Source organism: Caballeronia sp. LjRoot29 (genome assembly GCF_964252755.1).
GTDB lineage: Bacteria > Pseudomonadota > Gammaproteobacteria > Burkholderiales > Burkholderiaceae > Caballeronia.
The window spans coordinates 230005-249793 of sequence record NZ_CAXUPU020000001.1 but is presented as its reverse complement, the minus strand read 5'-3'; the positions used below and the strand labels follow the sequence as shown (position 1 = coordinate 249793).

The following is a 19789-nucleotide window of genomic DNA, read 5'->3' as shown; positions in this document are numbered from 1 at the left end:
TCAATAAATTAGCAATAAATCAGCAACGGCCGGTCAGCTGGCGGCGCGCACGTCGCTGACCTGCACGACCGGCGCAACGCCGTCCGGGTAATAGTTCTCGATGTCCGCGGAGAAGGCTTTCGCATGTGGCGAGACCGCGGTGGTAAAGGCATCGACGGAATCAAACAGCAGGTGGCCCGCCGCAATATATGTGGGCGTTGAACCCGGCGCGCCGCCCGCGAGGCCTGCATCGACCGACCAGCCTTTCAACGCGCAGCCCAGCAAACCGGCCACCCACGGCATGTGGCTCGTGCAGTAGTAGTCGATGTCGAAGGGCGCATTCTCGCCATACGGATAAAAAAAGCTCACCTTGATCATTGTTCGTTCTCGTAGCTGGAATGGGTTGGCGTCGAGGGCGGCGGCCGAAGCCGGAGCTTCGCCTGGATCAACGTACGGTCCACGTTCTGAACCCGGCTCCAAAAACGCGGGTTGGAACTTATGTTGCTCGCTTCCTGCCCGTGCCCGAACCCTCGGCGGCTTTGCCACACTGGCGCGCCGGGCATCACGATAGCATGGCTTGGTGACGCCTTGTGCCGCTTGGCGTACACCGGCGTACGGGTGCCCCCAAACGGCCTGTCATGCGGCCCTGATCAGGGCAATCAAACGGCGCTCGGTCCGATCGCGTTCAACACGACTTCGATGGCGTGTGACATCGCGTCCAGTGCGTCCGCAGGCGGTGGCGACGTCCGCCGTTTGGCCAGCGCGACCGCGCGCCGCGTGAGCAGAGCGTAGAGGGCGGCGTGATCGCCGCCGAGGTCTTGCAGCAGCGCCAGTTGCCTGACAACAATGCTGGCGTCGCCGCGCGACACCGGGCCGGCAAGCGCACCCGGCAAACCCTTTTCACGCGCGGTTTCGATAGTGCCGGCGAGCATCGGCAGGATTGCGCGCAACGCGTCGTCCTCGTCGAACCCCAATTCTTTCCAGAGCGTGACCGTCTCCGACAGCGAGCACAGCGCGAAGCTTGCCGCGTAGTGCGCGGCGGCGTGATAGAGCAGGCGGCCGCCCGGCGGGATCGACAACGGATGACAGCCGAGCGCCTCGCCCAACGCGGTCAGCGTGTCACGCAAGGGCCCGCTCGCTTCGATCGTGACAGAACAGCCCGCAATGCGCGTCTGGTCGCTCGGCAGGCCGCCAAACAGGAACAACGGATGGAATCCGCCGATATCCGCGCCCTGCGCTCGGGCTGCGGCGAGGACATCGACGGGCGTGGCGCCGCTGCAATGCACGACCGCTTTTGCACCGCCATGGGCATGATCCAGTCGCAAAGCGTTCGCCGTCGCACCGATGGCGTCGTCGGGAACGGTTAAAAATAGGATATCGGCGTGTTGTGCAACGGCGCTGGCGTCATCGGCGACCAGGCATTCGGGCAATTCGCCGGCGAATTCACTTGCCGATGCCGCCGATCGGCTCGCTACTGCGGTGACTGGATAACCCGCGCGGGACCAGACGGCCGCCAGGCAGCGCGCGAGGCGGCCGGCGCCGACGAAGCCCAGACGGGGTGTCGTTGAAAAAGGCACGGTTGTTGCTCCATAAGATTCGTTGCGATGCGCGGTTCGCGCTCGCGGCGCAAGATGAAGTATCGCGCAACGGCGTTGGTGCCATAAAAGACGGCACAGGGCGCCGCCGCCAACGGTTTTGCGAGGCTCGAGCAAGCTGGTATATCGGGCCTAATAGTCAGGGCTGGTCATTTGGCCGATGTGCGCCACTGCTTGTTTTGCAACGTTTGGGGGTCGCCATGAGTATTTTTGCGTATCGGAAACATCTGCGTTTTCTCAGCCAGACACATCGCCGGCAGTGGTGGGATCAGCGCAAGCGTCTTACGCCACGGGTGAAGATAAGTGGCGCGTACGTGCCGCCCAGCGTTACTCGCGAATTCGCCTACGTAAAGGTGGGTTGAGCGGAGGTTTGCGACCGCGCTCCAAGAGATAGAACCGTCTGAGTTTGAAAACAGTTCGAACATGCCCCGCTCGACGCTTTCAGGTCGGCGGGGCTTTCATTTTTTCAGGCGCTAAAAGCAAAGTGTAATGAATCATTACTTTGGTGACAGGCGGAAAGGGCGCAGGACTCCAACAATCTGGCGGCCGCTTTCCCAGCAAACCCTTAATCCGTCTCGTTAAGCCTGTGCGCCAAGGCTGGCGCGGTTATCCGCCCGCTTGAAATTCGGCAGACAAAACCCATTCCTAGGACTGTAGATATTGCAATTTGCAACAAATGCTTAAGGTGGGATTCAGGGTTTTTAGCTACATTGAAGGCATGTCGCTGCGGTAACCGGTCGTGCGTACCGGACTGCGGTACGGAGAATAAAAGTGAAAAAGATCGTCCAGATTCTAACTGCAGCCGCGCTTGGTGTTGGCGTTGTCAGCGCCGCGCAGGCGCACGTTTCGGTGGGTATCGGCATCGGGGTGCCGGCTTATCCGGTTTATGCCGCTCCGCCGCCGCCCGTGTATTACGCACCAGGCCCGGTGTACGCCGCGCCGCCCGTGGTTTATGCGCCGCCGCCCGTTGTGGTGGGCGGGTATTACGGCGGTGGTCCGTATTATCGCGGTCATTATCGCGGCGGTTATGGGTATGGATACCATGGCGGATATCGCGGTTATCACGGCGGTTATGGTGGCTGGCGCCATTAAGATTCGCGGCATGAGCGGCGTGGCTTGCTGATTATTGGATTGGCTGGAAAACAGCGCAACGCCGGCATGGAACCGGGTTGCGCTGTTTCTTTTTGCGTGGGTTTGTTCAATCACGCCGACCGCGCTCACCGCGCGGCACGCATGAAGCCGGCAGCGTCGGCCATTTGGCCAGCTTTCCAAAGACTCCACGATGCTGGGACAATAGGCATTCCTCAACCGCCGCCCTTGAGTCTCGATGTCAATCCTTCCCGCTCCCACCTACGCCGACGTCGCCGACGCCGCAGAACGAATTGCTGGCGCTGCGCATCGTACGCCCGTGATGACTTCCCGCACTGCAGACGCGCTCACTGGCGCGAACCTGTTCTTCAAGTGCGAGAACTTCCAGCGCATGGGCGCTTTCAAATTTCGGGGCGCGTTCAACGCGATTTCGCATTTCTCCGAGTCTCAGCGCCAGGCCGGCGTCCTGACGTATTCATCAGGAAATCACGCGCAGGCAATTGCGTTGTCGGCGCGTATCGCTGGCATCAAGGCGACCATCATCATGCCGGAGGACGCGCCGGCCGCGAAGATGGAGGCCACGCGCGGTTACGGCGGCGAAGTGATTACGTACGACCGGTACACCGAGAATCGTGAGGCAATTGGCGCGAGGCTTGCGCAAGAGCGCGGCATGACGCTGATTCCACCCTACGACCATCCGCATGTGATTGCGGGGCAGGGGACGTCGGCGAAAGAACTCATCGAAGAAACCGGGCCGCTGGATTATCTGTTCGTGTGCCTGGGTGGCGGAGGTTTGCTCGCCGGCGGCGCGCTGGCGGCGGCGGAGTTGAGTCCGTCATGCACGGTGATTGGCGTGGAGCCGGAGGCCGGTAACGACGCACAACAATCGCTCGAACGCGGCGAGATTGTCCATATAGAAGTGCCACGCACGATTGCCGACGGCGCCGCATCCACCCACGTGGGTGAATACAACTTTCCCATTCTGAAGCGCTACGTGGATAGGGTCGTCACCGTCAGCGACGACCAGCTTGTGCAGACCATGAAGTTCTTCGCGCAGCGCATGAAGATGGTCGTTGAGCCAACGGGTTGTCTGGCTGCGGCCGCCGTGTTGCAGAACATCGTGCCGGTGAAGGGCAAGCGCGTGGGCGTGATCATCAGCGGCGGCAACGTCGATCTGGCGCGACTCGCTCAGTTCCTGGCTTGATGTCCTGACGTCATAACGTCTGTGCGCCCTTGAGGATCAGGTCGTGATAACCGTTCACGATCACGCTGTACGCAAAGTACGCGAACAGCACCGCAGATAACACATGGCAAGCGCGCAGCAGCGCCGTTCCTGCGCGTTTGCGACCGTGGCTGGCGAGCGTGCAGATGAAAAGCGTCCAGGCAAGGCCGCCGCAAAAGAAGCCAATGAGGAACACCGACGCGCTCGCCGGGCCGGTTGCGCCGGCTTTCGCGATCAGTGCGCCACCCACGGCGGCGAACCAGAGGATGGCGCTGGGTGACGAAACCGCGAGCAGCATGCCACGCGTGAAGCTGCGCAGATGAGAGGGCCGCGCTGTAGGGACAAGATCCGGTTCCCCCGCGACTGGCGGCGCCGATGCCGGAAAGAGCGCTTCGCGTGCCATTTTGAAGGTCAGGAAGAGCAGTACGATTGCGCCGCCTATCCATACGACCCAGCGCACGGTATCGAACTGGAGTAATGCAGCCATGCCCGCGAGTGCGAGCGCTGCGTAGACGAGATCGCCGAAACAGGTGCCGAGGCCGATCATCATGCCCGGCTTGAAGCCGTGGGAAAGCGTTAGCGAAATAACCGCGACGTTTGCAATACCAATATCCAGACACAGCGACAACGACAGAAAAAATCCATCAGACAGCAATGACAACACGTGCATCCCGGCTTTCCTTCTTGATCTTTTTATATTGAGCGAAGCCGGTTGTCCGGCTTCACGTTTTCATCTTGCTGTTGCGTGTGGGGTAGCACTAGACGCGTTCAAGCGGCACAGATACGACCAGCCGTCCGGTCTCAATACCCATCGTGTTGCGCATCGGCGGATTGCTGTAGGCGGCGAGTTGCGCGCGCTGCGTTTCGTGGCCGATGTCGAGTTGCGCCAGCACATGCGTGACGATTGCGTAAAGCACGGCGGTGTTCCCATCTTCGACCTTGACCGCGATGCCCAGCGATCCGCGCGTAGCGGTGCCACGCACACCGATTGCATAACTTGCATCGGCGCCTACTTTGCCCACCAGATCGCCGCCGAATGCTTGCATCAACGTGGTACAGAAACGGCCGTCGCCCGCGACGAGTTCCGGGTAGGTCGTCATCGCGCGGTAGATTCGGGCCAGGGCTTTCGAGCGCGGCGTGTCTTCAACCTCAGCATTCGCGTGCGCCATCTTCATGAAAAGCCGGGCGAGCCGATCCAGCGGAAAGGCGGGCGTCGGCAGATTACAGCCATCAATGGCCCAATGCACGCCATCGTCCGGCAGGTCGCAGAGCTCGGCAACGGTGCGTTTCACCCGAACCTGCAGCGGATGCTCTGGCAAGTGGTAGTCGCGAACGGCGGCGCCCAACACCTGCGCGCCCGCCAGCATGCCGGCATGTTTGCCCGAGCAATTGCTGCAGACGCCGGTTGGCGTGAAGTCACGCTTGATCCACTCTTTCCAGACCGCGTCCGACAGAGGCGCGTGGCCGCCGCATCGAAGATCGGCTTCGGTGACCTGCGCCTTTGCCAGCATGGCGCGCGTGCGCTCGATGTGGCGCGGCTCGCTGTTATGCGATGCGCACATCAGAGCGAGATCGGCGTCGTCGAAACCGAAGCGGTCCGGCGCGCCCGTTTCCAGCACCGCGAGCGCTTGCGCCGGCTTCGCCGCCGAGCGCGCAAGCGTCATGCGTGACGGATCACCGAACGCGTAGATCAACCGGCCTTCGGCATCGACGACCGCCACATGCGCGGCGTGCGTGTTTTCAACCAGATCCCCACGATAAACCGTCGCAGCAACGTTCATGAGCGCTTGCCTCCGGAAAAGCCGATTTCATCCCATAGCGCATCGACGCGCCGTTTCACCGCATCGTCCATCGTGATCGGCCGGCCCCACTCGCGGTCGGTCTCACCGGGCCATTTGTTGGTGGCGTCGAGCCCCATCTTCGATCCCAGCCCTGCCTTCGGCGACGCGAAATCGAGATAGTCGATCGGGGTGTTATCGACCAGAACCGTATCGCGCGACGGATCGATGCGCGTGGTGATGGCCCAGATCACTTCCTTCCAATCGCGGATATTGACATCGTCGTCCACCACCACGATGAACTTCGTATACATGAACTGCCGCAGGAAGCTCCAGACGCCGAACATCACGCGCTTCGCGTGGCCGGGGTAACTTTTCTTGATCTGTACGATCGCCATCCGATAACTGCAACCTTCGGGCGGCAGGTAAAAGTCGGTGATCTCGGTGAACTGCTTTTGCAGCAACGGCACGAACACTTCGTTGAGCGCGACGCCGAGCACGGCCGGCTCGTCGGGCGGTTTGCCTGTATACGTAGAGTGATAGAGCGCATCGCGACGCATAGTGATCTTCTCGACTGTGAAGACCGGGAACCACTCTTGTTCGTTGTAATAGCCAGTATGGTCGCCGTACGGACCTTCGAGCGCGTGTTCGTACTTCGAAGACGCGCTATTGGTGGGTCGCGGCGGCGCGCCGGCGGGCAGCGGCGGAACAGGACCATCCTGCGGATAGATGAAGCCTTCGAGCACGATCTCCGCGCGCGCGGGCACCTGCAACGTATCCACCCCCGGCGTGAGACATTTCGCCAGCTCGGTTTTTGCGCCGCGCAACAACCCGGCAAATTGATACTCGGAGAGCGAGTCCGGCACCGGCGTCACGGCGCCGAGAATAGTGGCGGGATCGGCGCCGAGCACCACCGCCACCGGATACGGTTTGCCAGGATTGGCGAGCGCGAACTCGCGAAAATCCAGCGCGCCGCCCCGATGCGCCAGCCATCGCATGATCAATTTGTTGCGCCCGATCAGCTGCTGCCGATAGATACCAAGGTTCTGACGCGTCTTGTTCGGGCCGCGCGTGACCGTCAGTCCCCACGTGATGAGCGGACCGGCGTCGCCCGGCCAGCACGTCTGAATGGGCAGGCGCGCCAGATCAACGTCTTGTCCTTCCCACACGATCTCCTGGCAGGTTGGCGAGCTGACCGTTTTCGGCGCCATGTCCCAGACGGCTTTCGCCAGCGACAGCAACTTGCCCGCGTCCTTCAGGCCCTTCGGCGGCTCGGGTTCCTTTAGCGCCGACAACAACCGGCCCACGTCGCGCAACGACTCGAGCGCGGCTTTATCGCTGAGAAGACTGGGATCGGCTGTCTCCTGCGCTTCCGTCTCGATACCCATGCCAAGCGCCACGCGCCGCGGCGTGCCAAACAGATTGGCCAGCACGGGCATGGTGTGGCCTGTCGGTGCCTGGAACAGCAAAGCCGGACCGCCCGAACGCAGCACGCGATCGGAGAGTTCGGTCATTTCAAGGACGGGCGAGACCGGTTGGCTGATGCGGCGCAATTCGCCGAGCGTTTCGAGGCGGGCAGTGAAGTCGCGCAGATCTTTGTATTTCATCGGCTAGTGGGAAGGTGCCTAAGAGAGGGGCAGCGGGAAGCGCGGTCTGCGCTCGGGGCAGCAGAGGCTGATGGCGCGGTCCAAAATTCATATGAGGAACTTTCGCGCGCGGGCGATTGTCGATTTTACCTGTGTTGATGTCGGTACGTCATAGCACACAACGGCACAATTCCCGCGTTTCCGCCGGAAAGTGGCTTGGCAGGCCGCTCTAGCCATCCTGAACACTGTTCATAATTACTGGAAGTAATAGCTTTTACATTTACCAGCATTGACGGATCATTTGAGCCTGCTAAAATCCTTTGGCATTGACAACACCAATTGAAACTTTTTACCACTGCCTCAGGTCTTTTGATATGACGCGACGCGTCGCCTGCACCGATTAGTTCGGTGAATCAAGGCTTTGGTTTTCTTGCCGGCGCTCTTCTTCGCCGGTTTTTCGCGTGGTGACCTGTGTGCGCGCCCCAGCATGTCCTTCGTGCTGCGCGTACCCGGAAACGTAATGTTCCGGTCAGGTTTCCCCAACGGTCTGTGCCGTTTTCCCGATACCGCTCGTGGCTAACCCAGGGCTGGCGGTGTCGATTTCTGCGTGGTGGCCCAGTTTTTCGGGTTTTCATCTGCGGAAATCATGCAATTTGGGAGATCCATCCAATGAATGCTTGGTTGTCGTGGCGTCCCGACGCTCGCCTGGCGCTTCATCTACGCGCTATGCTGCGTCGCGCCAAACACATGAGTCTTACCGTTTTTAGCTTGGTCGGTTGTGCTGCTGTCGTGACCGCGCTCGCACTTTGGCTGCTGCCAGCCTGGCGCGGGTCCTTCGCCGCCAAACTCATGCCCCTCGTCTCGGCCGCGGTACAAGCGGGGCCGGCCCGGTTGCTCTCCGGACAACCTTTCCCCCCGTTTGCGCTCGGTCATCAGCGCGAAGAGGAACTGCGTAATGGCAGTAACGGCACCGCCGAGACCACCTCGCTGGGCGCCGCAGCCACCGACGACGACAGCACTCGTAAGCTCACCGGCGGGCTGAGTCTTGCCGTATCGCCAAATGGGCTCGATCCCCGCACGTTGCCAAGCGTTTCGACGCTGGCCAGCGCGATTTCATCGCAGAAGGTGGTTGCCGATGCCCGCGACGATCGCGTGCTCGTGTCGGATCGTGAGCAGAACCTGGTGGCGAATTTCATTGCGCGGCGTTACCACGTGGCGCAAGAGCCGGTCAGCGAGCTCGTAAAAGCGGCCTTCGATACCGGCCGTGAGGTCGGCCTCGATCCTCTGCTCCTGCTGTCCGTCATGGCAATCGAATCGGGTTTCAATCCGTATGCTGAAAGCGGTGTGGGTGCGCAAGGGTTGATGCAGGTGATGTCGAAGGTTCATTCCGACAAATTCGAGTACTTCGGTGGTTCGCATGCCGCGCTTGAGCCGCTCGCGAATATCAAGGTTGGCGCGCTGGTGCTGAAGGATTGCATCGCGCGTGGCGGTTCGGTGGCGGGTGGCTTGCGTTTCTACGTGGGTTCGACAGCACAGGACGACGGCGGATACGGCGCGAAGGTGTTGGCAGAACGTTCACGTCTGCGCGATGTAGCGCGCGGCCGCAATGTGCCGATCATCACGCCGCCGGCGCCAGTGCCAGTGCCGTCTGCGCCGAAGCAAGTGGTGGCGTCGGCTTCGTCGTCAGCTTCTGGAACAACCGAAAAACGCGTGCACGTGACGCTTGCCGGTGCTCCGGCGATTACGGCGCCGGCCAAATCGTCTACGCCGCAAGCCAGCGACCACAACGAGACCGACGACGCAGACGCGCAAGCGAAGCATGTAGCATCGACGGAATTCGGCGCTTAAAAGTCAGGTTGTCAGCAGAAGCAGGACACTCAAGCTGTAGAGGAAACACAAAAAAGCCGTTCCAACTCGCGTTGGAACGGCTTTTCGATTTTCTTCACTCTGATCAAACCCGAAACAGCGTTCCCAGCCGTTGCACCGCCTCTTCAAGCTGCGAGTACGCCGTCGCATAAGACAGCCGAATATAATCCTGCGGTGCATGAAAGCCGAAATCGGTACCGGGTACGAGCACCACGCCGGCGTCATGCAGCATGGAACGCGTCAACGCGTTACTGTCGCCGGCTGCGGGATGCGCGACGTGGCGCGTATCGGCATAAACGTAGAACGCGCCATCCGGCACGACGGGCACTTCGAAACCAAGCGAACGCAGCGCCGGCACGATGAAATCCCGCCTGCGTCCGAATTCCAAGCGCCGGGATTCATAAATGGCGAGCGTCGCCGGTTCAAAACATGCCAGCGCCGCGTGCTGCGCCAGCGCCGAGGCGCAAATAAACAAGTTCTGAGAGAGCTTCTCCATGGTGGCGACCATCGCTGGCGGCACTACAAGCCAGCCGAGCCGCCAGCCAGTCATGTTGAAGTACTTCGAAAAGCTGTTCACCGTGACCACGTCATCGCCTAACGAAAGCGCTGATATGGGCTTCGCGTCGTAGCTCAAGCCCTGATAAATCTCATCGACGATCGTAAAACCGCCGTGCGCACGCACGACGTCGACAATTTTCGCCAGTTCGGCGGGTTCAATGGACGTGCCGGTCGGATTGGACGGCGACGCGAGCAGCACGCCGCGCGTGGCGGATGTCCAATGCGCTTCGACCTGAGCGGCCGTCAACTGGAACCGCTCGGCCGGACCGCTTGGGATCAGGACCGGACGGCCTTCGGTGGCCGCCACGAAATGGCGATTGCACGGGTAGCACGGATCGGGCATCAGCACTTCGTCGTCGCGATCGACCAGCGCGGTGCACGCCAGCAGCAATGCCGCCGATGCACCCGCTGTCACCACGATGCGCGCCGGATCGACACTGAGCCCGAACGTGTCGCGATAGTGAGCTGAAATAGCCTCGCGCAACGAAGCCAGGCCGAGCGCATTCGTGTATTGCGTGACGCCGCGGCGCAAGGCGTCGGTGGCGGCCGCGATCACCGGCTCCGGCGCTGTGAAATCCGGTTCGCCGATACCCATATGAATGATGCTGCGGCCCGCGCGTTCGAGCGCCTGCGCTTCTTTTGCCAGTTCCATGACATAGAACGGCTCGATGGCGTCAACGCGGGCGGCGTATCGGATGGCTGCGTTCAACGGTTCTTTTGCAAAGTTCATGAATAGGAGAAACCGTCTGCTTAGCTGCGTTGCCCGCGGCCTTGCGCTTCCGTTGGCCGCAACTGGACGGCGAGTTTATCGAGCACGCCGTTCACGTATTTGTGGCCGTCGGAGCCGCCGAACGTCTTCGTCAGTTCGATTGCCTCATTGATCACCACGCGATAAGGAATATCCAGGTGATGCTTGAACTCGAACGCAGCGACCATCAGCACCGCGCGTTCGACTGGCGAAAGCTGCTCGAGCGGACGGTCGAGGCACGGCTGGAGTTCGGCGGAAATGATGTCCGCTTCCTTGATCACGCCGTGCAGGATGGCGTCCAGATGTTCCTGGTCGGCTTTGTCGAAGCCTTGCGCGCCGCGCAACTGCGCGTCGATCTCGCCGCCGGGCGCGCCCGACAGCAACCATTGGTAAAGCCCTTGTGTCGCGAGTTCGCGCGAGCGTCGTCGAGCGCTTTTCATGCACGGTCCTCGTCGTCTTCGTCTTCATCGTCACCGCCGAGCTGTTCCAGCGCGACCGACAAGTTCGCCATTTCCACCGCCACGCGTGCAGCGTCGCGGCCTTTTTCCGTCATGCGGGCAACAGCTTGCTCGTCGTTTTCGGTCGTCAGGACTGCATTCGCGACCGGCGTGCCGAAGTCCAGTGCGATACGGGAAATGCCCGCGCCGCTTTCATTCGATACCAGCTCGAAGTGGTACGTTTCGCCACGAATCACGGCGCCAAGCGCGATCAACGCATCGAACTGACCCGATTCAGCCAGCTTTTGAAGTGCCAGCGGAATTTCGAGTGCGCCCGGCACGGTGACGAGCAACACGTCTTCACCAATCACGCCGAGGCGTTCAAGTTCTTCCGTGCAAGCATCCACGAGGCCATTGCAGACCGGTTCGTTGAAACGCGATTGCACGATCCCGATGCGCAATCCGTCGCCGTCGAGGTTCGGTTGGTATTGTCCGATTTCCATTATTTATCCGTTTTCAGTGTGATGCAGTGTGGTGGTTGGCGCGGGTCAGACCGAGCGTAAATGGGCGATGGAAGCGGGATCTGCCGATTCCGTGGAACTCGTGGCGGGACAACCCGGCATGGGGATGAACCCGGTCACTTCGAGACCGTAACCCGACATGCTGCCGAGCTTGCGAGGATTCGACAGCACCTGCATCTTGCCCACGCCCAGTTCGCGCAAGATCTGCGCACCGATGCCGTAGGTCTTGAAATCGATTGGGCGGCGTTTAAGTTCGGCCGCTTTGTCCTCGCGCTCGAACGCCTGGAAGACATCGACGAGATGCTCTTTCGTGTCGCCGCAATTGAGCAGCACGATGGCGCCCAGGTCGCGGGCCGCAATTTCCTTCATTGCTGCGTCCAGCGTCCAGGAGTGCGTGGACGAGTCCACTTCGAGCAGATCCAGCACCGACAGCGGTTCATGCACGCGCACCGGCGTTTCCCGATCCGGTGACGGCTGCCCGCGCACCAGCGCAATATGCGGCGAGCCGCTTGGCTGATCGCGATACAGCACCGCGCGAAACGCGCCATGCGCCGTTTGCATGGTGCGTTCGGCGACGCGCTCCACAATCGATTCCGTGCGTGAGCGGTAGTGAATCAGGTCGGCGATCGTGCCAATACGAATGCCGTGCAGCTCGGCGAATTCGATCAGATCAGGCAACCGGGCCATTTCGCCGTCGTCGCGTATCACTTCGCAGATCACCGACGCTGGCGTCAGGCCGGCCATTGCCGTCAGGTCGCAGCCCGCTTCCGTATGCCCGGCGCGGACCAGCACGCCGCCCGGTTGCGCCATGATCGGAAATACGTGACCCGGCTGGACGATATGCTCGGCTTTTGCGTCGTGCGCGACCGCCGCCTGAATGGTGCGTGAGCGGTCTGCGGCGGAGATGCCGGTGGTCACGCCTTCGGCTGCCTCGATGCTCACCGTGAACGCCGTCCCGTACTGGGTGCCGTTTCGCTGTGTCATCAGCGGCAGGTTCAGCTGGCGGCAGCGGTCTTGCGTGAGAGTCAGGCAGATCAGTCCACGGCCGTGGCGCGCCATGAAATTGATCGCTTCCGGCGTGACGAAATCGGCGGCGATGACGAGATCACCTTCGTTTTCGCGGTCTTCTTCGTCGACGAGGATCACCATCCGGCCAGCCTTCAGCTCGGCGATGATCTCTGGAGTGGAGGCGAGCGTCATAGCGTTGGTCGTCCGGTGCGAGAAAGGGCGTATTTTACGCCACCGCCGATGTCAACGCGCTGGTTTTGCCGGTTTTGCGCTGGCGTTGGCCATCTGGCTGGTTATTGGCGGGATCCCACACACGCGGCGTCAGACCTCCCCCAACCTAAATCCGCAAATTCTCACTCACGTAATCGATAAAAACCCGCAGCTTCGGCGAGGCGTAACGGCTTGCCGGCCACAAGATCCAGAAGGTGACGGTCTGTTCGATGAAATCACCCAGCACGATCTGCAGCTCGCCGCTCGCCAGCGCATCCCGCACGAGGAAGGTTGGCAGGAGGGCCAGGCCCTTGTCCTGAAGCGCGAGAAAGCCCAGGACTTCGATGGTATTGCTGACGAAGGTTTGCGGTAACTCCGGCTCCGCTTCCGATTCAGCAAGCCGGAAGGGCCAGCGTTCCAGCTTGCCGCTGGCGGGAAATTTATGCAGCAAACAAGCGTGCTGAACGAGTTCGGAGGGATGCGCGGGAACACCATGTTGCTTGAGATATCCGGTCGAGGCGACCACTACCTGTCCGCACGAACCCAGGCGCCGCGATATCAGCCTCGAGTCAAGCTGCTCGCCTGTGCGAATGACGGCATCGAAACCTTCTTCGATGATATCCACCATGCGATCGGAGAAATCGACATCGATCTCGATGTCCGGGTATTGCTTCATGAAGCCGTCCAGCATCGGCATGAACAACCCGGACAGTTGCGGCGTGCTGATCCGCAGCCTTCCGCGAGGACTGCCCACCGCGCCGGACAGTTCTGCTTCCGCCGCTTCGACTTCGTCCAGAATGCGCCGGCACCGCTCCAGGAACAAGGCACCTTCGGCTGTGAGCGTGACGCTACGCGTGCTGCGGTGAAAGAGCCGAACGCCCAAGCGTTCCTCGGTGCGCGCAATGCTCTTGCCGACCGCCGACGACGATACGCCCAGCAATCGTCCCGCCTCGGTAAAACTGCGGGTCTCCGCGACCTGCACGAACATCGAAATGCCGCTGAGGCTATCCATCAACGCATCCCGAAAGCAATTGCAGACATATTCATCCGATATGCCCGATACCTGAGCGTGATTTTCTTGGGTCTGAAGAAGGCGGCATCGATGGGCAATGCTACGGCGACCCGCTCGATTGCGGACATTTTAGTCCAATATATTCGGAACCTTAGCCCATTTTTCTTTTCCCGGACAGTCCATACACTCTCCTCAAGGTCAAAAACCCGCTGCTGATCAACATTCAACAGCCACTGAATCTTGAGGAAATCATGTCCAAACTTCATTCCAGCATCAACGTCGGTCCTTTTGAATTTTCCCATCGCGTTGTGTTGGCGCCGCTCACCCGCATGCGTGCCGAAGACGGCGCGAAACCCGGCCCGTTGATGGCCGAATACTACGCACAACGTACTTCACAGGGCGGCTTCCTGATTGGCGAAGCGACCATCGCTGCGGCCAACGGCAACGGTTACCTGGGCGCGCCCGGCCTGTACGACGATAGTCAGATCGCCGGCTGGAAGGTGGTGACGGACGCCGTGCACGCCAAAGGCGGCCGCATCTTCCTGCAGCTTTATCACGCTGGACGCCAGTCCAACAGCCAGTTGCAGCCGGGCGGCGCCGAGCCGGTGGCACCTTCCGCCGTGTTGCATGGCGGCGTTGCCTACACCGAAGCGGGCTGGGTCCCGAACACGCCGAGCCGCGCGCTGACCATTCCCGAGATCGCCGATCTGGTCGAGAGCTTCCGCACCGCAGCCATTCGCGGCAAGCAGGCCGGTTTCGATGGCGTTGAACTACACGCCGCCAACGGCTACTTGTTCGACCAGTTCCTGCAGGACGGCAGCAACAAGCGCACCGATATCTACGGCGGTTCGTTCGAAAACCGTGCGCGCTTTTTGATCGAAGCGACTCAAGCCGTCATCTCGGTGTGGGGCAGCGAACGTGTGGCCGTGCGCCTTGGCCCGAGCGGCACGTGGGGCGACATGTCCGACAGCAATCCTGAAGCGCTCTTCAGCTATGTCGCGGAAGAATTGGACAAGCTGAATCTGGCGTATCTGCACCTGATCGAGCCGCGCGTACTCGGTAACGTGGATGACGAAAGCAAGGACCAGAACCCGGTTGCCGCGCAACTGATTCGCAAGCACTACAAGGGAATCATCATTGCTGCCGGCGGTTTCAAGAGCGGAACGGCCGAAGCCATCTTGCAGGCGGGCGATGCCGACCTGGTTGCATTTGGCCGCGACTTCATCGCCAATCCGGATCTGCCCGAACGCTTGCGCCGCCAGTTGCCCTTGAATCCGTATGACCGCCCCAGTTTCTTCGGCGGTACCGATGTCGGTTATACGGACTATCCGTTCTATGACAAGGACCTGGTAGCAGCTTAAGCGGAACATAAGCGGAGCATGTGATGAACGCGACTCACTCGACGGGCGCACGCATTTCGCTTGCGCCGCTTTACTGGCTGGCCCTCGGTACCTTCGCAGTCGGCACCGAGAGCTTCATGATCGCCGGCCTGCTGCCCGACATGGCGGCAGACCTGCACACCAGCATCGTTGCCACGGGTCAGCTGGTGACCGTGTTTGCTTTGGCCTACGCGTTCAGTTCGCCGGTCCTGACGGCTCTGACTGGCGGGTTTCATCGGCGAACGCTGATGATCCTGTCGCTTTCGGCCTTCACGCTGGCTAACCTGATTGCGTGGGGCGCCCAGAATTATTGGGAATTGATGGCGGCTCGCGTCTTGCTCGCCGCGGCTGCCGGTTTGTACGTTCCCGGCGCGAATGCCCTGGCGGGCGCTATCGCCGGTCCGGAACGGCGTGGTACAGCACTGGCTATCGTCAACGGCGGCATCACGGTCGCGGTGGCGTTCGGCGTGCCGCTTGGCGCGCTGGTCGGTGACAGGCTTGGATGGCGCATGACGTTTGCGGGCGTCGCTGCATTGTCCGCGATGGCTACGGCTGGATTGTTGTTCGGCTTGCCGCGCACGATCGGCGCAGGATTGCCGTCCGCCACGCTGCGCGAACGTATCCATGTCGCACGTCAGCCAGTCATCCTGATGACCTTGCTTGTCACCACGCTCTGGGCGATGGGCGCTTACACGATCTACACCTTCCTTGCCCTGTTCATCGCCAAGACGACGCCGTTGCATGGCGCGCAGATTGGCTATGTCCTATTCACGTGGGGCGTCGCGGCGGCGGTTGGTGTGTTCATCGGCGGCAAGGCTGCGGATCGCGTTGGCCCGCGCCGCGTGATCGTCCCGTGCCTGATTGTGTCGATCCTCGCTTTCTCGATGATGTCGGCAAGCGCGCACTGGTTGCCGACGTCGATGGCATTGGTCCCCATCCTGCTGGGCGTGGTGGCCTGGGGCGTGGCGCACTGGTCGTTTTACCCGGCGCAGCAAGCGGGGCTGATCAGCATCGCGGGCATGCGTGGAACGCCGATTGCCTTGTCGCTGAACGCTTCGTTCATGTATCTCGGCTTTTCGCTCGGCGCCGCGCTGGGTTCACTCACGTTGAGTCTTACATCGGTCAGCGATCTTGGCTGGACCGCTGCTGCTTGTGAAATAGCAGCGTTTGTCCTGACGGTTGTCATCGGGAGGCTTGCGGCGCAGGAGCGGAAGCTGGCTTGCGCTGCTGCCTGATCGATGCATGAAGTCCTCCGGCACCATGGCGAACGGTTATAGGTTCGTTGCTTTCGATGTCCCGTCTATTCCGGGGCTCACGTAGGTATCGCCGACCATCAGGTGGACGATTTCATCGCCATTGGTTTGCTGGACTTGCCGCTCCCCGGCCACTTCGCCACGTCGCAGCACGACAATGCGATCGGCGATTGCAAAGATGTCATGCAGATTGTGCGAGATCAGGAGAACGGCGACACCTTCGGCCTTCAACGTCGATATCAACTCCATGACCTTGCGCTGCTCGGGCACGCCCAGCGCCGCGGTGGGCTCATCCATGATGAGCACGCGGGCGTTCCAATAGATGGCGCGGCCAATGGCAATGGCTTGTCGCTGTCCGCCCGATAGCATCTTCACGGGACCGCCAAGCTTGCGCTCGGGAATCACGATGTCGAGACGCTTCAGCACTTCGCGCGCGACCTGCGCCATACGCGGCCGGTCGATGACCTGAAAGCCGAGTTGCCGGCGTAGCGGTTCGCGGCCCAGGAAGATATTGCTGCCAACGTCCAGGTTGTCGGCCAGCGCCAAGTCCTGATAGATCGTCTCGATCCCGCGAGCGCGCGCGTCCTGTGGATCGCGCAACTGCAACGGCGCGCCGTCGAACAGCAGTTCGCCTTGATCGGCCCGGTAGACACCGGAAATGATCTTGATCAGCGTCGACTTGCCTGCGCCGTTGTCGCCGGCGAGCGCCAGCACTTCGCCCGGCAGCAATTGCAATGAAACGTGCTTGAGCGCCTCCACGCCGCCAAAGCGGATCGAGACGTCGCGCACTTCAAGGATCGGCGTGGTCATTGAGCGCCTCCGAGGCGGTCCTTGTATTGATCGATCAGTACCGACAGGATGATCACAATACCCACCACGATGAATTGCCAGAACGCGTTGACATCGACGAACACCAGTCCGAACTGGATCACCGCGATGATCAGCGCGCCGATCAGCGTCCCGATCACATTGCCGGTGCCGCCGAACAGGCTCGCGCCGCCGATCACGACAGCGGCGATCGAATCGAGCAACATCGGCTCGCCGGCATTGGCAGCGCCTGCGGCGAAACGCGCGGTATAGATGATCCCGCCGACCGCGGCGAACGCGGCGGCGATCAGGTACACGACCAGCAAGTGACGTTTGACGTTGATGCCCGCGCGCACGGCCGACTGCGGGTTGCCGCCGATTGCGTAGGTGTACTGCCCGAAGCGCGTCTTCGATAACAACAGATGCATGATCACCAGCAGCACTCCGGTCAGCACCACGGGCGTCCACCCGGCGCCGAGCCACGCAAGACCTGTGTTGTCCACCGACACGGTCATGCCGCTGCCGGCCGCGAGAAAACCTGCACCGCGCGCCACGCCATACATGCCGAGCGTGCCGATAAACGCCGGCACGCCAAGCCACGCGATCAGCACTCCGTTGACCAGCCCGGGAATCAGGCAAACCACAATCGTGAGCGGAATGGACACGAACAGGATCCATGGCGAGCCGCTGCCGAACAGCGTGAACTGCGCGACGCAGACGGCCGCGAGTCCCATCACGAAACCCGCCGACAGATCGATGCCAGCCGTGATGATCACGAAGGTCTGGCCGATGGCGAGCAACAGCGGAGCGGCGGCGGCAAGACCAATCGATTGCAGGTTGTAGGCGTTAAAAAGAAATGACCGATGAGCCGAGATCTGCGCATACACCTCGAAGAAGGCGAGCAGGGCGGCCAGGAACAGCCACGGCCATAGCTTGGTAATCAGCGCGATCTTGTCGAGACGCGAGTTATCCATGGAGTTATCCGCGTTGTCATGAGCAGAATCCGCGTGCGCGGAGGCGCACGCGGTGGAGACGATCTATCGTTTAAGCCATTCTGTTGCGGCTAGTTCGAGTAGATGTATTGCTGCATGTCGGGCTTGTCGATATTGTTTTTATCGAGAACCTCGAAACCCGTGCTCTTGAGGGTGGGAATCTTCTTGCCGTGAATGACATCGGCGGCGTACTTGACGCCGTAATAACCAATTTCATCCGGACGCTGCGCAATCGCGATATCGACGAGGCCACTCTTGATTTGCTTGTCGATGCCCGGCACAGCATCGAATACGACCACCTTGACGACGCCTTGTTTGCCCGCCGCCTTGACGCCCTGAGCCGCGCCGCTGCCGGAGAATGTATTCGCGCCGAACACGCCCGCAAGGTCCGGATTGCGCGCCAACACCGCCGCTACGTGCGCAGCGGCCTGGTTTGCATCGTCCTCGTTGTACAGCGTTTGCAGCACTTTGACGTTGGGGTGCTTCTTCATCTCGTCGGCGAAACCTTCGGCACGCGCGTCGGTGCTTGATATCCCCGGCTTGTTGTTCTCGCAATAAACCGTGCCTTTGTCGCCTATCGCTTTAGCAAGCGCGCGTGCTGCGACCCGGCCGCCTTCGAGATTGTCCGAAGCAATATACGAGAGCGGGAAATCAGCGTCGCCCTTGCCCGTCTGATAGTGTCCATCGCCGATATAGGTGTCGACGGTAATGACCTTGATGCCGGCGTCCGCGGCTTCTTTCAGCGGTCCAATCAGTTGTTGTTTATCGACTGGCGAAATCAGCAGTACGTCAGGATGCTTGGCGATGAACGCCTTGAGGATAGGCACTTGCTCACTGGTGTTCCACGCTTTGGGAACCTGGAACAGCAGCTCGACTTTCTCTTCCTTGGCCGCCCGTTCCGCGCCGCGATGCATTGTGAAGTAGAACGGATCAACCACGCCGGGCAGGAGAGCAATTACTGGATGCGCAGCATCTGCGTGCGCGAGTCCGGACAGCAAACAAACGATGATCGTTGAGGCCGCAACCGTACAGCGGGAAACGAAAGGCTTCATTTTGTCTTCCTCCAGTTTTTGAGTCCGACTCGCGCCGCCCGACTTGTTTTGCACGCTTCATGGCGACGGCAACCGGTTGTCCGGCAGTATAAGCGCGAGTGGTGTCAGTGACTATTGGAATGGAATGGCAACGCTGGTGACGGTGCATGTTCGGTGTCATCCGGCTGATGAAGGAGTGTTGCTCACCTCGTAGATAGCTTACGTGCAAGCCACCCCCTTCGCGCGGCCTCGGCATGACCCAGATCGAAATGCGTGACGCTAGCTGGATTTCCAAAACGGGATCCGCTGATTGCGTTCCACGCGCTCAAGCAATTCGACGGGATGCGAACGCCGGCTAACCAGAGGCGACGGTCGTCGTTTTACAAGTTCGTGCGGACATCGTGAGAAGGGGCATTCGGTAACATCAATGCGGCAATCGTGAAAACCGGTCGAATTGACCTTGCTGCGGGCGCTTACCGGTCCGTATTGGCTCGAAAAGGCCGTTGATAAAATTTGATTCAAATCTGAAACATCGTACAAATACGGACTAAATAAATTTAGTAGATTTACTGCCAAATTTTGATATTTCGCCATTTTTTTCGGGAAATAGGGGAAAAATTTCCTTAAAAATAGGATGTTAAGGTAACTATTGCCATATCTCACAGAAAGTTACAAGATGGATCGAGTCATCAATGATTAAAAACGTTTCTTTAATGTA

Annotated in this window: 18 protein-coding genes; 5 read left to right on the top strand and 13 right to left on the bottom strand. The window is 60.5% G+C overall.

The window, feature by feature from the left end; all coding sequences use genetic code 11:
- Positions 1-33 precede the first annotated feature (33 nt).
- Positions 34-357 (bottom strand): EthD family reductase, encoded by a 324-nt coding sequence (locus ACSQ83_RS01045; RefSeq protein ID WP_436226961.1) that lies wholly within the window; start codon positions 355-357, stop codon positions 34-36.
- Positions 358-638: 281 nt separating this feature from the next.
- Entirely contained in the window at positions 639-1556 is a 918-nt protein-coding gene (locus ACSQ83_RS01040; protein WP_436226960.1) for a Rossmann-like and DUF2520 domain-containing protein, read from the bottom strand.
- Between the two features lie 789 nt (positions 1557-2345).
- Here ACSQ83_RS01040 and ACSQ83_RS01035 point away from each other — a divergent pair.
- Positions 2346-2666: a hypothetical protein gene (locus ACSQ83_RS01035; protein WP_414947978.1), complete on the top strand. Its 321-nt coding sequence runs from the start codon at positions 2346-2348 to the stop codon at positions 2664-2666.
- 235 nt (positions 2667-2901) lie between these two features.
- Positions 2902-3867, top strand: coding sequence for a threo-3-hydroxy-L-aspartate ammonia-lyase (locus tag ACSQ83_RS01030; RefSeq protein WP_436226959.1), 966 nt, complete (start codon positions 2902-2904; stop codon positions 3865-3867).
- Positions 3868-3877: 10 nt separating this feature from the next.
- Here the strand turns inward: ACSQ83_RS01030 and ACSQ83_RS01025 are convergent, their stop codons facing one another.
- The 3 genes from ACSQ83_RS01025 to ACSQ83_RS01015 all read right to left on the bottom strand — a co-directional run bounded on the left by ACSQ83_RS01025 (position 3878) and on the right by ACSQ83_RS01015 (position 7270).
- Positions 3878-4555, bottom strand: coding sequence for a LysE family translocator (locus ACSQ83_RS01025; RefSeq protein ID WP_414947980.1), 678 nt, complete (start codon positions 4553-4555; stop codon positions 3878-3880).
- An 88-nt stretch (positions 4556-4643) separates the two neighbouring features.
- Positions 4644-5666: an asparaginase gene (locus ACSQ83_RS01020; protein WP_436226958.1), complete on the bottom strand. Its 1023-nt coding sequence runs from the start codon at positions 5664-5666 to the stop codon at positions 4644-4646.
- A complete protein-coding gene (locus ACSQ83_RS01015) occupies positions 5663-7270 on the bottom strand; it encodes a UbiD family decarboxylase (RefSeq protein WP_436226957.1) in 1608 nt (535 codons plus the stop codon). The genes ACSQ83_RS01020 and ACSQ83_RS01015 overlap by 4 nt, the downstream gene beginning before the upstream one ends.
- 648 nt (positions 7271-7918) lie before the next feature.
- On the opposite strand from ACSQ83_RS01015, the gene ACSQ83_RS01010 reads away from it, so the two are divergent.
- On the top strand, positions 7919-9097 hold the full coding sequence (locus ACSQ83_RS01010) for a transglycosylase SLT domain-containing protein (protein WP_436226956.1): 1179 nt from the start codon (positions 7919-7921) through the stop codon (positions 9095-9097).
- Between the two features lie 103 nt (positions 9098-9200).
- Here ACSQ83_RS01010 and ACSQ83_RS01005 read toward each other — a convergent pair whose 3' ends face one another.
- From ACSQ83_RS01005 to ACSQ83_RS00985, 5 genes are all read right to left on the bottom strand, one after another.
- Positions 9201-10403, bottom strand: a complete 1203-nt coding sequence (locus ACSQ83_RS01005; protein ID WP_436226955.1) for a pyridoxal phosphate-dependent aminotransferase — start codon at positions 10401-10403, stop codon at positions 9201-9203.
- Between the two features lie 20 nt (positions 10404-10423).
- The gene (gene nusB / locus ACSQ83_RS01000) at positions 10424-10861 is read right to left on the bottom strand and encodes a transcription antitermination factor NusB (protein WP_213762568.1); all 438 of its coding nucleotides are present in this window, start codon (positions 10859-10861) and stop codon (positions 10424-10426) included.
- Positions 10858-11361 carry a 6,7-dimethyl-8-ribityllumazine synthase gene (gene ribH, locus ACSQ83_RS00995; RefSeq protein ID WP_047896193.1) on the bottom strand — a complete coding sequence of 168 codons (504 nt, stop codon included), beginning with the start codon at positions 11359-11361 and terminating at the stop codon, positions 10858-10860. The genes nusB and ribH overlap by 4 nt, the downstream gene beginning before the upstream one ends.
- Before the next feature lie 45 nt (positions 11362-11406).
- Positions 11407-12579: a bifunctional 3,4-dihydroxy-2-butanone-4-phosphate synthase/GTP cyclohydrolase II gene (gene ribBA, locus ACSQ83_RS00990; RefSeq protein ID WP_414947985.1), complete on the bottom strand. Its 1173-nt coding sequence runs from the start codon at positions 12577-12579 to the stop codon at positions 11407-11409.
- A 145-nt stretch (positions 12580-12724) separates the two neighbouring features.
- The gene (locus tag ACSQ83_RS00985) at positions 12725-13609 is read right to left on the bottom strand and encodes a LysR family transcriptional regulator (protein WP_436226954.1); all 885 of its coding nucleotides are present in this window, start codon (positions 13607-13609) and stop codon (positions 12725-12727) included.
- 251 nt (positions 13610-13860) lie between these two features.
- On the opposite strand from ACSQ83_RS00985, the gene ACSQ83_RS00980 reads away from it, so the two are divergent.
- The gene (locus tag ACSQ83_RS00980; RefSeq protein WP_414968161.1) at positions 13861-14970 is read left to right on the top strand and encodes an alkene reductase; all 1110 of its coding nucleotides are present in this window, start codon (positions 13861-13863) and stop codon (positions 14968-14970) included.
- Between the two features lie 23 nt (positions 14971-14993).
- Entirely contained in the window at positions 14994-16223 is a 1230-nt protein-coding gene (locus tag ACSQ83_RS00975; RefSeq protein WP_436226953.1) for an MFS transporter, read from the top strand.
- Between the two features lie 36 nt (positions 16224-16259).
- Here ACSQ83_RS00975 and ACSQ83_RS00970 read toward each other — a convergent pair whose 3' ends face one another.
- From ACSQ83_RS00970 to ACSQ83_RS00960, 3 genes are all read right to left on the bottom strand, one after another.
- Positions 16260-17051, bottom strand: coding sequence for an ATP-binding cassette domain-containing protein (locus ACSQ83_RS00970; RefSeq protein ID WP_436226952.1), 792 nt, complete (start codon positions 17049-17051; stop codon positions 16260-16262).
- Entirely contained in the window at positions 17048-18022 is a 975-nt protein-coding gene (locus ACSQ83_RS00965) for an ABC transporter permease subunit (protein ID WP_436226951.1), read from the bottom strand. The genes ACSQ83_RS00970 and ACSQ83_RS00965 overlap by 4 nt, the downstream gene beginning before the upstream one ends.
- Positions 18023-18111: 89 nt before the next feature.
- A complete protein-coding gene (locus ACSQ83_RS00960) occupies positions 18112-19092 on the bottom strand; it encodes an ABC transporter substrate-binding protein (RefSeq protein ID WP_414947992.1) in 981 nt (326 codons plus the stop codon).
- Positions 19093-19789: the final 697 nt, after the last annotated feature.